This is a genomic window from Bifidobacterium colobi (assembly GCF_018555455.1).
Classification (GTDB): Bacteria; Actinomycetota; Actinomycetes; order Actinomycetales; family Bifidobacteriaceae; genus Bifidobacterium; species Bifidobacterium colobi.
The window spans coordinates 144,952-159,374 of sequence record NZ_JAFEJU010000003.1 but is presented as its reverse complement, the minus strand read 5'-3'; the positions used below and the strand labels follow the sequence as shown (position 1 = coordinate 159,374).

Sequence of the window (14,423 nt, the reverse complement as noted above, 5' to 3'; positions counted from 1 at the left end):
CTGTTTTTCGCTGGATTCCGGGGATTGCGTCGCACGCAACGGTCCAATCACACGATAGGGTGGGGCGGGTTCTAAGGTGGGAGCCTATGACCGTGCATTTCTCGTCCCGAGTTGATATCAGCACTCCGAATCCTATTGCCGCCGCCGAAGCCCAAGCCAAAGCGCAAGGCATCACGCTTGGCAAACTCAATGATTCCAACCCCACGAGGCATGCGCTGGCACCGGCATTGGTGCCGAGCGTATACACGGCTGATCCACGCGGACCGAAAGCCGCCCGCGAAGCATTGGCGGCGTTTCTTACCAACGGCGGACCGACTTTGCATGCTGTTGATGCTGCTGATGCTGTTGATGCTGTGCGACCGGTCGATGCCGACGACCTGTACATCCTGAGCTCCACGTCGGAAGCCTATTCCTGGCTGATGAAGTTGCTCTGCGATCCGGGCGACGCAGTACTGGCCCCCAAGCCCGGCTACCCGCTGATCGAATCGATCGCACGGCTCGAAGGCGTGCATACCGTGGAATACCAGTTGCAGTTCGACGGCTCCTGGTTCATCGACACGGCATCGCTTGAAGCAATGCTTGCTGATTCCCAAGGCGAGCGTATTCGCGCTTTGGTACTGATCAATCCGAATAATCCTTCCGGCTCGTATGTGAAGCCATCCGAACGCAAATCCATTGTGGAACTGTGCAGTCGGCATGGCATCGCCCTGATCGCCGACGAAGTCTTCTATGACTACGATCTTGAGCCGTTTGCCGGCAATGCCAGACTCGCCGGCGAGAGCGGCGTATTGACCTTTGCGCTCGACGGCTTTTCCAAGATGCTGGCAGCCCCGCACGCCAAAGTCGGATGGATTCAGGTTTCCGGTCCGGCAGCCGATGTAGCCGAAGCCAAGCGTCGACTGGACGTCATCGCCGACGATTATCTGCCGATGAGCGACATCATCGCTGAAAAGATTCCGGCATTGCTGCAAGCCGCGCCTCAGCAGACCGCCACGGTGCGGGAACGTGTGCGTGGCAACCTTGCGCGCCTTCATGCGTTGCTTGCCGCCGACCCGAACGGCTTGGTCAGCGTACTGCGTGCGGAGGGCGGTTGGAATGTGTTGTTGCGTGTGCCGTCAGTCATTGATGAAAACGCGTTGGTGCTTGGCCTAATCGCGCATCACCGTCTTACCGGACAGCCCGGCTATTTCTTCGATATGACCGTCAACGGTTATCTGGCCATATCCCTGTTACCGGAGCCAGAGGAGTTTGAGCGCAATGTGCGGGCGATTCTCGAGGAAGTCTGCGCACAGTTGGAAGCTTGAGAAAACACGGAAATCCGTTCACGTTTTTCGCGATGATGAATCAGTGAGTGGCTTCAGCGGCATACAATGGGCGCTATGGGATTTTTTTTCAAGTCCAAGGCGTTGCCACGCCCGCAATCGTTGACGTTTCGCCTCGATCAGGCTGGTCATACCTATGACGACGGCCAATTGGGTCTCGCGCCAACCACGCTGACCATCAGCGAGCAGCGTGTGGCGGTTATCGGACTCAATGGCGCCGGCAAATCCACATTGCTAGGCTTGCTGGATGGCACGTTGAAAGCCACGGCCGGAACGGTTCACGTGGAAGGCGGCGAGGAGCGTCTCGACCCAAGCGTGAAGAAAGATGCCAAACGTATCAATGATTTGGTGGGCATTGTACGCCGTGAGGAAATCCCGAACGCCTTCTATCGGGCCAAGAACATCTCCGAAGCGGTGTCCGAAGCGCTGAAAAAGCACAAGATCGCCGAAGGGGAGCGTCAAGCACGCATCGGCAATCTCTTCGCGCATTTCGATTTGGCGCAGGTTGCGCGCGCCAAAGCCAGTGAGCTTGACTCACTCAAGCGCCACATGCTGGCCATTGCCGCAGCCCTGAGTTTTGAACCGAGCGTCATCGTGGCGGACGAGCCCAGCAAAGGCCTGGATGAGATTGGTACGGCACAAGTGGCCAAAGCCTTGTTCAGCTACGACAAACAGGTGATTATCGCCACGCACGATACGGATATGATTTGCAAGCCCGAATATGCCATCGACCGTGCACTCGTATTGGATGAGCACACGGTCGTATTCGATGGCACGCCTCACGATGCCGTGGCATTCTATGAGGATCTGATTCGCCGTAAGTATGAGGCGGCGAAGAAGGGGAATTAATCACTTGTGCTGGCTTAAGTAGGTGACTACCTCTCAGTCCCGCTTCGCGGGCCAGCTCCCCTGACAAGGGGAGCCATAAGTGTTACGCGAAGTAGAAGCCGCGGAAACCGTACTGGTAGACGCGGTAGATGTACGCGGTGGACAGGTTCATCGTGTACTGGGCTTTGAGCTGGCCGTTGTCGTCGTACACGCCGAACACGCCCTGCATGCCGGTATCCACGAGGTTGAGGTCGTCGGAAAGCTCCTGCGCGGAGGAGACATACGGGGAATACGGCACATCGAACGACTGCACTTCGGTGTAGGTGCCGGCCTGCTCATCCACCAGATACTTGCGGAACTGGGAGTTCGAGTTCTCATCCTTGGAGGATTGCGCGGTGGAGATGCCGTCGATCACCGTCCAATCGAAGTCCGGACGGGTCATGGCATAACCGAAGTTGTTATCGAACAGGTACACGTAATACTGGCCGGCCGGCAATGTGGAATCATACTGGACGGTGATGGAATGCTGGCCGCCGGTATCGCCGAAATCACCTACCTTGTTCAGGAAGGAATCCTGTTCGCTGGTGCCATCCCACACGCTCGGCTCGCCAATCATATAGTCCAGCTTTGGCGTGCCTTCAATGTCGTTGATCTTGATCATGGTGGATGTTTCACGGGCGGACAGCAGCGCGGAACCATCATCCATCAGCTGAATCGTATTGAAGTGAATCCAATCCCAACGGTTCTTGGCGGTCGGATCGGATTCATCGATGCCGGAGTGGTCGGTGGTGGATTTGTAGTCGGCGAACAGTTCGCCAAAATCAACCAATAGACTCACCTTGCCGGTGCTGGTATCCACCTTGATCACCTGATCCTGCACAGCGTGGTCGCTGCGCTGCAAATCGGTGGCCAACGACACGATATTGCCGTCGGAGTCGAGCGCGTAATCATGGTGCAGAATAAAGCGGTTACCCAGGTCGATGTTCTTGACGATCTTGCCAAGTCGGTTCATGGCCACGAAGTTCTTCGTGGATGCGGACAGCCACATCAGACCATTGTTATCGAACAGCAGTCGATGGGAGCGGTAGTAGAGCACCGGCACTTCGCCGCGCAGGATGCCGTTCGCATCGTAGTAGTACATGAAGTCCTGCTCGTTGGAATCATTGCCCAGAATGGCGTACAGGCCATTGCCGAGCTCGCCGAGCGTGGAGGAATCCGGGGTTACCGTTTCGTTCAGCTTGACTTCCTCACTGCCGAGCAGCTTCGGACCGTTCTTGGTGATGGTACGGGTAGTCTTCGTGCCATCGGTGGCGGTGATGGTCAAGGTCACGGTGTTCTTTACCTGGGGAATGAGGCCGAGGACCAGGAACTCGTGCGTAGTGGATGCCAGCGAATCCTCGGATACGGTGGATACCACGGAATCCTCATCCGAAGCGCTGGGGCTCAGCGTATTGCCGGTGGAGGATTCGGAGGCGTTGATGGCCTTGCGAATCGTGGTGGCGGCCTCATCGCTGGTCACGGCGGTGGCCGTGTAATCCGGGTAGCCGTCCGCGGAAACCGTGTAGCTCACCGTGGATGCAGTATCGGTGGTGAAATACACGTACATGGACGTGGTATTGGTGCCATACGGGTTCACCTTGGTGTAGATGTCGTCCACCGTGCGCGTCTTGCTGTCGCGCTCCTTGGTGAGCTGCTCATCCATCATGGTCTGGTAGTCGGTGGTATAGATGTTTTCCACCTGGGCGTTCAGTCGCTCTACGCGGCGCTGCTTGATGGCCGCGCTGACATCATCCCGGTAGAACAGGCACAGGCCTACCGCGATGGCGATAGTGATAATGGCTGCGGATATTTTGAATAAACGGGCGCGTACGGAACTGGACATGAAAAACCTTACGATACGTCAATGTAGACAGTGAACAACACCGGTTACATTATGGCGTGAGACTTGGAGAAATCAGGGGGATATGCTGACTGTCCACTGAAACGCACCCAAGGGTTCCCTTGAAAAAGTACGTAGTTTACGTGTGATGTGGTGGAATAGGCTGCATACTTCAGGCATGGTTCGCTACTCGCCATTGCGATTACAGCAGCGAGAACCAGGACTGGATATCATGCCAGAGCGCGGGATTGTTGGCGATTAACGCATCATCGCGCCCAGGAACAAAACAGCTCAGTATGGCGATGCTGATCGTCCAGAGCACCAGCAGCAATACCGTCCAACGCATGAGCCAGCGCCACGGTGTCACGTGGGCGATGCCATCCGCCGAAGCCGCATCGTTCGCTCCAGCCAAGGAAGCACTGGGTTCGCGGCCGTTGACCAGCCATAAGGTTCCCGGTATCGCAGCCAATGCGGCAAGCCAGCCGAAATCAATCAGATAACGCCAGCCCAAGCCGCCGACCGCGCTATCAAACACAATCAATCCGGCGGCGAGCGGCAGACAGCCAAGCAGCCAAGGGCGCATGCCGTGCATCTCCAGTTGCTTCAGCCAAGGGAGAATCAGCGCCAGTATCATCAGCGGAGTCGCGGTGAACAAGGCGCCGACCATCACCTCGTAGTAGCCCCACTGCGGCAGTGGCGCAGGCGAAAGCGCCAACCAGGGGAATCGGTTGATGAAGCGTGGCGGCAGGAACAGGTAATACCAGACGTTGTACGGCATATCCGCGGCTGGCGTGGAATATTGCGTCATATCGGAAACGCTGAACTGATAAGCATTGCCGAAATTGAACAGCGAGCCGAAGCGTGCCTTGTTCCATGCCATCAGCGGCGCGACCACGGCGAGTGCGGGGACAATCATGGCGACCGGTGCGCGCACAGCCATAACCGGTCGTATGCTGCGCTGCCGCAGTCCGGTGATCATTGCGCGAATCTGCGGCCAGAACATAGGCAAGGCCAGCAGTGCTGCGAGCGTGAACGTTGGGCGGCAGCCGAAGTTCGCGGCGATGCATAACGCGCCGGCCGCAAGCCGTGGTAATGAGAGCGGCTTGGCGTTGCCCGCATGCCATCGATCGGATGGCAGCAGTGGGCGGGCGGAGGTATCCGCGCCAAGCCACAGCCACAAGCCCAATGAGGTTAATGCCAGCGAAGCGGCGAACGGCACCTGATAGAAATTCGTGCGGTAGATCACATAACCCACCTGTGCGCCGAGCAGACCGGAAACCACGGTCAGTGAGGCGGCCGCCAGCGAGGTTTTCGGCATCACCCGGTGAATCACCCGCAGCATCAGGAGCGTAAAGAAGATAATGAACAACAGCACCAGGAACTGTTCGGCGGCGCCGGTGGGCAGTATACGTCCGGTGAGCAGACGGTATGGTGCAAACAGCACGGCGGCCGGGACTACGCCGAAATAGGAGTACCAGTGGCCGTCATGGTAGGCGTAATCCCAATACAGCGGGCTTACCCCCTCGTGCAGCAGTTTCAGACGCGTGGCCACATCGTACGGATTATCGACCTGTGTCAATTGGCTCGGCACTTGAAGATCAAGCCACGGCCTGCCGGCGATCAGTGAATCGGCCACATGCGCGTACTGGTCGAAATCATACGTGTATCCGCCTGCCGTGTGGAAAGCCAGCGGTGTTACATACAGCATCTGCCAGATGATTGATGCGCCCAAGACAAGCGTTGGAATGGCGAGCACGCCGGCAAGGGCAAGCCGTTGGCGGCGGCTGGCCGGATTCAGCGTGGTTTTCCAGAGCCGGGAACCCGGACGCCACAGTGCGATAAGCAGCAGTACCAGCGCCATCGCTCCCACACGAGCCCAACTGATGGCAAACGGCACCGTGACATTAGCGCGGGCATCGCTAATCGGCACGATGGCGCCACACTCCTCCTGGATCCATACACGGACAATGCCGGAGCCGGTGGCTTTGAGATAGTGGCTGCGCTCGGAGCCCGGTGCCAGGGATTGCGTGCGCCCGGTACTGCCATTGACGTCCACGCGCACATGAATCGTGCCCAGTGGTGAGAACACCGGGGTGTCTCCGTTGGCTTCGGACTGCTGGTGAGCCTCCTGCCGAGCCTTGGCAATGGTCTGCTCGCTCACCGTGTCGATGCGCAGAAAATCCGAGGTGCCATCCGCGGTCAGTTCCAGATAGGCGTTCGTGGGATCGGTGACGGTCAACATGCCGTCATCCGTACGTTTCAGACCGCTTCCCAGCGCATTATGCACGGCGTTGGTATCGGTGCTGGCGCCCAGCGTACGCCAGAACGGCATATTGAACACGATGCATTCCACGCTGGCGATCACCGCAAGCGATACCAGCAATGCTATGAGCGCGTGAAGCAGGCGCTTGGGTGTTGCTGCAGGCCCGAGGTGATGCGTCTGGCGCTTGGCGCCGGAAAAGAGGTCTATGGAATGCACGCCATTATTCTATAAGCTTTATGCCGAACGTATGTCTGGCAAACAGTAGACAATGTGAATCATGCCAAATCGTATGTCGTCTCCGAGAAATCATCGTCACCCATCGCTTTTGGGCGAGTTCAGGGATTCGGTGAACGCGCTCGCGGCGGATTTGGGATTAATCAAACCCAAAAAAGCCGATTCGAATCCTTTTGGCGACGCCTTGCGTGAGCCGAGCGAACGCAGCGGCGGCATCATCGATGAACTGACTCGTCATGCCGTGACGTTGAGCCCGGTGGCCAAGCGTCATACGTTCCCGGCGTTGGAGAATGTGCCGGAAGGATTGGTGTTGGGCTGGGCCCAGCTGCCGTCCACACGGGGGCGTGGTTTCTCACTGGGCATTTTCCCCGACAAGAATCATTTCGCCCAAGTGGCGTTTGCGGATACGCATGGACGCGTGTTTGTGGGCTCCGACCCGGATATGGACGTGCAGGAGATGCAGCCGCGCTTCATGTTCGGCAAGGAGAAGGATGTCACGTTGCCGAACGGTGAACGATTGGGCTTGGACGAACTGTCTTCAGCCGATCGCGCCCGGGTGCGGTCCCTGGAACAGGCGTTGCGCCTGCGGGCCGGTATGCCGGTGAATGTGGTTTCGGGCGGCATCGTTGGGCGAGACGATACCGGACGCATGACCTGGCTGGCATCATGGCTGAAAACCGGTAACCGGTACACGCTGGAACAGATGCGTGCGAATCTGCCGGCGAGTATGCGACATGATTTGGAATATCGGGATGCGATTGCCATCGCGTTCTTTGCCGCCTACATGCTGCCGCAGGTCAACGGGCTGCTCATCGGTTTCGGTTCGGGCAATATTTTCCGTCGCCTGAACCGTGAGGCACCGATTGGCGCGATTCGTCGTGCGGTAAGGGATACGCTCGCCGCACGTGCTCACGGCATGCGTGCCTCCGGTTTGGAGGATCATTTCGCCGACCTGATGCGTGAGGCCGGTGCGTTGGATAAGCTTCCGGGGCTGGAAGCCGTGCATGGTGCCGAAGCGTTGCACCTGTACACATCCACGTATTCGAACAGTTATTTCTTTGCCTGGGATACGTCATTGGCGTTCAGTCAGGCGTTGAGGGCGTTGAAGATCGAAGGCAATCTCAATCGTTTCGCGGCGGTGAGCGCATGGTTGGAGCGCAATTCCTCACTGGGGCGTACGCCTACGGAAGATACGGTCACGCGTGCCGAAGCCGCGCAGATCGATATGCGATTGATTGAAAACCCGGCGATTATGGCGCTTGAACCCTATGATGGTGCGGATGAACAGCAGGCCGTGCTTCAACTGGTGAAGATCGCCGAGCGAACCGCAAGTCAAATTCAGGACGGGTTCCCCAATCCCCGCCTTCACGATGCTCACGAGAACAGCCATGAGCATGATCAGGCGCATGCCGCTCCCGACGCTCAACAGCCCGGCGAATGGGTGTATCGCCAAACATTGTCTACGCTGCTGCGCCGGCTGCGGTTGCCTTACCGTTTCGATGTGGAGTTCCGCTCCTGCCTGGAACGTGGGGAAGTGGCGATTGGTTTCACCACGGCCGGTACTTCGATGATGCCGAACAGCCGCTACGATGACGTGAACCATACGTGGCGCACGCTGTCCAGCACCGAGCGGGCGGCGATGAGCGTGGCCTACAATCTGCGCGTCGGCCTAATGATGGCGGCAATGAGTTTCGGCGCCAGCCCCCAAGTCAATCAGGTGTCGTTGCACATCGATTCCATCGGTTTGGAAGAGGCCATTGCCGAGCAGGACAGTGCTATCGAACAGATGATGAGCGAGGCATTGCGCGCGTTCGAACATCTGCGCAGCGGCGATTTGGGCCGCTCCAGCTCCAAAGCCGACCCTAAGGATGGTGACTTCCACGGCGACCCCACACGCCCTATCACCCATGATGAAACCTTTGGTCAGCAGGCTGCCGCCGATGCGGCCGATGGTACTGAGGGGGCGCATGGCCAGGAAGCCGGTGCCGGCGATCAGAGTGATGACGCGTCGATTGATTCGCAGTTCGAAGATCTGATGAAGGGCATGGATATCGATGAGATGTCCTTCAGCCTTGGCCCGCAGTCGGATGGCGGCGGTACAGATGCAGACGATAACGCCGATGCGCAGTCGGATGCCGGTGGCGACGATCCGATGAGTGTGCTGCGTCGCAACCCCACCGTGCGCAATATGGTCACCGTCACGCTCAGCCGTGACGCATTCCTGCAGCGATTGCATACGGATGGATTGAAGCATCCGCAAGCCACGTATCGGATGTTCGGCGCGGTGATGGATGTGGATGGCGAGGGTGGTTTGAAGCCCATCAACGCGGACTTCGATCTGACGGACCGCCGATTCTCGCCGAATGGTTCCCAAGAGGAGCCGGAGCTTGCCGACCGTGAATTCGATGCCGCCACCGCGCGCGTGCTTGGTGCGAAGAACAGCAGCGGGCTCGCCATTCAGCGAGTGGACATGCTGCAGCGTGCCGTGAATGAATTCCACACGCTCGCCCATGACAGCCAGCTGGATTCGGTGGAAAAAGCGCAGCAGGCAATGAGCATTATTGATGCCATCAGCGATCCCGAGCTCAACGATCTGGCATCGCAGGTCACCAGCGCACTGATTGATGGCAACGATACGCCGGACTTCAAATTCACGCTCGCTGACGGTCTCGATAAGGAGCGTCTGCGTGCACGCGATTTATTGTTCTCTGGTCAAGCCGATCAGGCAATCGACGCGGCTGAGGCTGCTGTGGCCCACTTGGATCAGATTTTTGCCGCAGGTCCGGGCGTGCCACGCTATTTCAACTCGTACGCCGAACGTGTGGTGTATAACCGCCTGTTCGCCACGATGGATGAGCGCACGTTGCTGATTCCGGACAACCTGTTCTATGCGCATATGGAATTGGCGGATGTGCTCGGGCAGATTAAGGGTGCCAAAGCCGCAATCCCACATCTGAACCGGATGGTGGCGTACGCTCCCGCGTATCCGCTGTCTCATTTGAAACTGGCCATTCAACTGGCCCGTAACGAGGACTGGGACTCGGCTCGAGCCGCCTGCCTCAACGCGTTGCGCGTGGCCTTGGACCGTGATGATGCCGCATTTGCCTACTATCGGTTCGCCTACTGCGAGTGGATGCTGGATCATTTCGAAACCGCCGCCGCGGCCTACATTATGAGCGATCATATTGCGCCCGGTGCCATCGCCTCTCTGGAAGGTGAATTGCAGGAGCTTGTGGCCCGTGCGGATTCGCAGTGCATTCATGTGCCGGAATCCGTTGACTCCGCCGCCTATGTATTGGCTTCGCACGATCTGCCGGTGTGGCCGAACATCGAAGTCGGTGCCATTGTGCGCGATGCCGCCCGCGTATGCGTGGACGAAGGCATGTTCGTGCCGGCGCGCACACTATCGGTGGCTGTGGCGCGTATGGATGACGGCGAAGGCGGAGACATCGACATCATCCAAGCCCAATACCTGCGCTCCCTGACCACCTGACCTGACCACCTGACTGAGGGAAGCAGTCGGCTAGGATAGTCGAATATGAGCATTGAACAGTTGGCATGGGATTTTGACGATGGCGATACCGGCGATACCGTCGCTATACAACCGAATGAAGGCGCAGCCAAGTTCGCGCCGGGCTCCGAGCAATGGATAGCCGCATTGCAGCCGACTGACGACGATGCCGTACGTCTCGATCGTCTGGATGTGAACCAGCTGACCGCCGAGGCCGCCGCCCGTTTGTGGGCGCGCGTGGCCGCTTGGGTGGAGGCCGACCAGATCGCCTATTACATCGACGATTCCCCGGTCAGTTCCGATGCCGCTTATGATGCCCGCATGCGTGTGCTTGAACGGCTTGAGGCTGCATTCCCTGCGCTTGACAATCCGCAGTCGCCCACGCACCGGGTTGGTGGTACGTTCTCCAACGATTTCGCCTCCGTGCGTCATCCCAGTCGCATGATGAGCCTTGACGATGTCTTCTCCATCGAAGAGCTCAAGGACTGGTACGATTCAGTGATTCGCGACCTTGACTGGCCTGAAGGTAAGCCGCTGCCGATGAGCTGCGAGGTGAAAATCGATGGTCTTGCACTGAATCTGATTTACCGCAATGGCGTGTTGGAGCAGGGTCTGACCCGCGGTGACGGTGTGACCGGCGAAGACATCACGCTGAACGTGCGCACTATCGGCTCCATTCCAGCCAACCTTGGCGGCCCTAAGGAGGATATTCCGGACTTCGTGGAAATCCGCGGTGAAGTGTTCATGCGGTGGGATGATTTCCGCACACTGAACGCCGAGCAGGAGGATGCCGGCCGTGCGCCGTTCGCCAACCCGCGCAATGCCGCCGCCGGCTCTCTGCGCCAGAAGGACCCGCGCATCACCGCCACTAGGCGACTGAGTTTTTACGCCCACGGTTTGGGGCAGCTCACGTGGGGCGCCGACCATCCGCGCGGCACCCATGACGTGGTTGCCGACCAGTCGCAGGCTTATGAGCTGTACCAAAAGTGGGGCGTGCCGGTCTCCCCGCATAATCGTTCGGTGACCACCTTCCAAGAGATTCTCGACATGATTGACTACTACGGCGAGCATCGTGGCGATATCGAGCATGCGCTCGACGGCATCGTGGTCAAGGTCGATGATTTGGCGTTGCAACATACGCTGGGTGCCACCTCGCGCGCGCCGCGTTGGGCCATCGCCTACAAATACCCGCCCGAGGAAGTCAACACTGAACTGCTTGATATCCGTGTACAAGTGGGACGTACCGGTCGAGTCACACCGGTGGCTATCTTGAAGCCTGTATATGTGGCCGGATCCACGGTGGCCAGAACCACCTTGCATAATGCATTCGAAGTCAAGCGCAAAGGCATTCTGATTGGCGACACGGTGGTGGTGCGCAAGGCCGGTGACGTGATTCCCGAACTGGTGGGACCGGTATTGGAGCGGCGCAAGGGTCGTGAAGACCAGCTACGCGAGTTCGTGATGCCTGAATACTGCCCGTCCTGCGGTGCCAAACTGGCGCCGGCCAAGGAGGGTGATAAGGATATTCGTTGCCCGAACGTGGAAAGCTGCCCGGCGCAGTTGACCGAGCGAGTAATCTCCTTGGCTTCCCGCAAGGCGTTCGATATCGAACATCTGGGTGATCAGTCGGCGTTGGCGTTGACGAACCCGGAGGAGAATCGCCCTGGTTCCGTGGACACTTATGCGCCGAATATTGCGGAAATCATCGTCAAACCTGGTGAGGAACCCGAGCCGTATGAGCCGGTCGATGGACTGGAACTTCCCGCCGAACAGACGCCGGTGCTTTCCAGCGAGGCTGGCCTGTTTGCGTTGAATGCCAACGATTTGAAGGATGTGCGCGTCTGGCGTGAGGCGGCGATCATCGAAGTGCGTGAGACCGTGGACTCCAATGGCAAGAAGAAGCGCACCCGCAAGCGCGTGGGCGGTTCGGGCCTGTGGCATCAGGTGCCGGCGTTCTGGACTGCGCCTACACCGGCCAAGAAGCTCACCGCCAAGCAGTTGGCTGCGCGCGGGGGAGCGGCTGCATCTGATATCACGGTGACCGCCTACCCGGATTATGACGTGCCGGCTGATGCGGTGATCGTGCGCGTGGATCACAAGAAGACGCGTACCGTTGAGACTGATGTGCCGGTGTATATTCGCCCGGGGGAGAACACGCGCAAGATGTTCGATGAGATGGACAAGGCCCGCCATGCCGACCTGTGGCGTGTGCTGGTGGCCTTGTCGATTCGCCGTCTTGGCCCGCCCACAGCACGCCTGATTGCCTCGGCAATGGGCTCGCTGGAAGCCATCGAACAGGCCAGCGTGGAGGATTTGACGCAGATTGATGGCGTTGGCCCCGAAATCGCCGAATCGGTGGTGAACTGGTTCGCAGCCGCACGCGAGCCGGGGGATTGGCGTGGTGAGACCTTGCGCGCGTGGACTGCAGCCGGAGTCGGTGTGGCTGCTGCGGAAAAGAGCACGCTGCCACAGACGTTGGCTGGCAAAACCGTAGTGGTCACCGGTTCCTTGGACGGCTATTCACGCGACTCCGCCAAGGAGGCGATTGTGGAGCGCGGCGGTAAGGCGGCCGGTTCGGTGAGCAAGAAAACCGATTATGTGGTGGTCGGCGCGAACGCCGGCTCCAAGGCCGCCAAAGCTGAGGAACTCGGTATTCCGATGCTCGACGAAGCCCAATTCGGCGAACTTCTGGAAACCGGCGAAGTCTCACTGTAGGGTTTTGAAAGGGTTTTGAACACTCACTGACGGATTTCCATCACTGACTGAAGGTTTTTGAACACTGACTGAAGGATTTCTAACGTATTTCGTTCAAAATCCTTCAGTCAGTGTTAGATTCCCTTCAGTCAGTGTTAGATTCCCTACAGTCAATGTCAAAAGTCCTACAGTCAAATGATGGGGGACGTTGATTGTAGAGATTTGACGGAATCTAACGCCGCTTGTTAGTCAGTTATAGCCAGCAGAATAAACGGCAGCACGATGGCGCCTACCAGCATGAGGGTGCCCAGCAGGCGTACGTTCCCCGTGTAGAAGTCAGTGGGTTCACCACCCTTGACATCAAGGAAATGTTCCAGTTTCCAGACCAGATCAGGCTTCCACAACAGAAATATGCCAATCGCGATGAGTATTACTTCGCTGAGCAATATTTGCAGGATGGTGGGCATCATTGCTCCTTTCCGCGATGAAAGTAATCTCATCATAGCTCTAGCATGCCGGCGAATTGCACGGTACTCTAGTGGGCGGCAATAAGGAGGATTGATGAGCGAAACCCGCGAGATTGAAGCAGCGATCTACAACCGTTTGAGTCGTGTGATCGACCCGGAGCTCGGCCGATCGGTTACCGATTTAGGCATGATTGCCGCCATTAACGCGGTGCCTTCGGCGGACAACGCCGATATCGATTACGACGTCACCGTGCATGTGGAACTTACCGTGGAAGGCTGCCCGCTTTCGGAAACCATCACCAATCAGATCAACGGTGCGGTCGCCTCATATCCGGATGCCAAACTCACCCCGCATATCGAAGTCTCCTCGATGAGCCGCGACAAGCTGGACGACCTGGTGGCCGACCTGAAAGCCGAGCGTAAGCAGAACCCGTTCAACAAGCCCGGTGTCAAAACCCGCATTTTCGCCATCGCCTCCGGTAAAGGCGGCGTAGGCAAGTCCTCGGTCACCGCGAACCTGGCTGCAACCTTTGCCGCCCTCGGCTACGACACCGCCGCCATCGATGCGGATATCTACGGCTTCTCGCTGCCGCGACTGTTCGGCGTGCATACGCAGCCCACCAACTTGAACGGTATGCTGATGCCGGTTACGGCTTGGGGTGTGAAGCTCATCTCCATCGGCATGTTCGCCGGTGCCGACCGCGCGATCCTCTGGCGCGGTCCGCGACTGCAGCGCTCGCTGGAACAGTTCCTCTCCGATGTCTGGTGGGGTCAGCCGGACGTGCTGCTGCTCGACTTGGCACCGGGTACCGGCGATATGGCGATTTCCGTGGCTCAGGCATTGCCGAATGCGGAACTTGTGGTAATCACCACCCCGCAGCCTTCCGCATCCGACATCGCCGTGCGATCCGGCTTGGTCGCACTGCAGGTGCCGATGAAGGTGCGTGGTGTGGTGGAGAACATGAGCTACTACGAGCATAAAAGCGAGAAGCTGCGCATCTTCGGCGAAGGTGGCGGTCAGCGAGTCAGCGAGCAGCTGACCGAAGCGCTTGGCTACGATGTACCGCTGATGGCGCAGCTGCCGCTCGTTCCCGAAGTCCGCGAAACCGGCGAGGCCGGCCGCCCGGCTGTGCTGGATGCTGACGGTGCGCTGCGTACGGATGGCATCGGCAAGACTTTCCGCTCCTTGGCTGAGCAGCTGATGGCGTAGCCGTCCTCTTCCCCC

At 58.5% G+C, this 14,423-nt stretch carries 7 protein-coding genes and 3 pseudogenes; 7 read left to right on the top strand and 3 right to left on the bottom strand.

Going from position 1 to position 14,423, the window contains the following annotated elements:
• Positions 1–86: 86 nt before the first annotated feature.
• The gene (locus JS530_RS05325) at positions 87–1,304 is read left to right on the top strand and encodes a pyridoxal phosphate-dependent aminotransferase (RefSeq protein ID WP_214376159.1); all 1,218 of its coding nucleotides are present in this window, start codon (positions 87–89) and stop codon (positions 1,302–1,304) included.
• Between the two features lie 75 nt (positions 1,305–1,379).
• Complete coding sequence (locus JS530_RS05320) at positions 1,380–2,171, top strand: ATP-binding cassette domain-containing protein (RefSeq protein ID WP_214376158.1); 792 nt, start codon at positions 1,380–1,382, stop codon at positions 2,169–2,171.
• A gap of 82 nt (positions 2,172–2,253) precedes the next feature.
• On the opposite strand, the gene JS530_RS05315 is transcribed toward JS530_RS05320, so the two are convergent.
• Together JS530_RS05315 and JS530_RS05310 are read right to left on the bottom strand one after the other, a co-directional pair.
• Positions 2,254–4,032 carry an aryl-sulfate sulfotransferase gene (locus JS530_RS05315; RefSeq protein WP_214376157.1) on the bottom strand — a complete coding sequence of 593 codons (1,779 nt, stop codon included), beginning with the start codon at positions 4,030–4,032 and terminating at the stop codon, positions 2,254–2,256.
• 199 nt (positions 4,033–4,231) lie between these two features.
• Positions 4,232–6,361 carry a hypothetical protein gene (locus JS530_RS05310; RefSeq protein ID WP_240541115.1) on the bottom strand — a complete coding sequence of 710 codons (2,130 nt, stop codon included), beginning with the start codon at positions 6,359–6,361 and terminating at the stop codon, positions 4,232–4,234.
• Between the two features lie 277 nt (positions 6,362–6,638).
• Between JS530_RS05310 and JS530_RS11075 the strand changes: the two are divergent.
• From JS530_RS11075 to ligA, 4 genes and pseudogenes are all read left to right on the top strand, one after another.
• A pseudogene (locus tag JS530_RS11075) lies at positions 6,639–7,053 on the top strand (tetratricopeptide repeat protein); the annotation flags it as partial.
• Between the two features lie 89 nt (positions 7,054–7,142).
• A pseudogene (locus tag JS530_RS11070) lies at positions 7,143–8,595 on the top strand (tetratricopeptide repeat protein); the annotation flags it as partial.
• Positions 8,596–8,666: 71 nt separating this feature from the next.
• Positions 8,667–10,019: pseudogene (locus tag JS530_RS11065) on the top strand (tetratricopeptide repeat protein); the annotation flags it as partial.
• A gap of 45 nt (positions 10,020–10,064) precedes the next feature.
• Entirely contained in the window at positions 10,065–12,752 is a 2,688-nt protein-coding gene (ligA, locus tag JS530_RS05300; RefSeq protein ID WP_214376156.1) for an NAD-dependent DNA ligase LigA, read from the top strand.
• Between the two features lie 224 nt (positions 12,753–12,976).
• Here ligA and JS530_RS05295 read toward each other — a convergent pair whose 3' ends face one another.
• Positions 12,977–13,201, bottom strand: coding sequence for a DUF6199 family natural product biosynthesis protein (locus tag JS530_RS05295; protein ID WP_214376155.1), 225 nt, complete (start codon positions 13,199–13,201; stop codon positions 12,977–12,979).
• A gap of 91 nt (positions 13,202–13,292) precedes the next feature.
• On the opposite strand from JS530_RS05295, the gene JS530_RS05290 reads away from it, so the two are divergent.
• Positions 13,293–14,408, top strand: a complete 1,116-nt coding sequence (locus tag JS530_RS05290) for an Mrp/NBP35 family ATP-binding protein (RefSeq protein WP_214376154.1) — start codon at positions 13,293–13,295, stop codon at positions 14,406–14,408.
• The last annotated feature ends 15 nt before the right edge of the window (positions 14,409–14,423 follow it).

Excerpts from the sequence above, each read along its gene's own strand:
- JS530_RS05325 (WP_214376159.1), top strand. The coding sequence starts at position 87 with ATGACCGTGCATTTCTCGTCCCGAGTTGATATCAGCACTCCGAATCCT.
- JS530_RS05320 (WP_214376158.1), top strand. The coding sequence starts at position 1,380 with ATGGGATTTTTTTTCAAGTCCAAGGCGTTGCCACGCCCGCAATCGTTG.
- JS530_RS05315 (WP_214376157.1), bottom strand. The coding sequence starts at position 4,032 with ATGTCCAGTTCCGTACGCGCCCGTTTATTCAAAATATCCGCAGCCATT.
- JS530_RS05310 (WP_240541115.1), bottom strand. The coding sequence starts at position 6,361 with ATGCCGTTCTGGCGTACGCTGGGCGCCAGCACCGATACCAACGCCGTG.
- ligA (WP_214376156.1), top strand. The coding sequence starts at position 10,065 with ATGAGCATTGAACAGTTGGCATGGGATTTTGACGATGGCGATACCGGC.
- JS530_RS05295 (WP_214376155.1), bottom strand. The coding sequence starts at position 13,201 with ATGATGCCCACCATCCTGCAAATATTGCTCAGCGAAGTAATACTCATC.
- JS530_RS05290 (WP_214376154.1), top strand. The coding sequence starts at position 13,293 with ATGAGCGAAACCCGCGAGATTGAAGCAGCGATCTACAACCGTTTGAGT.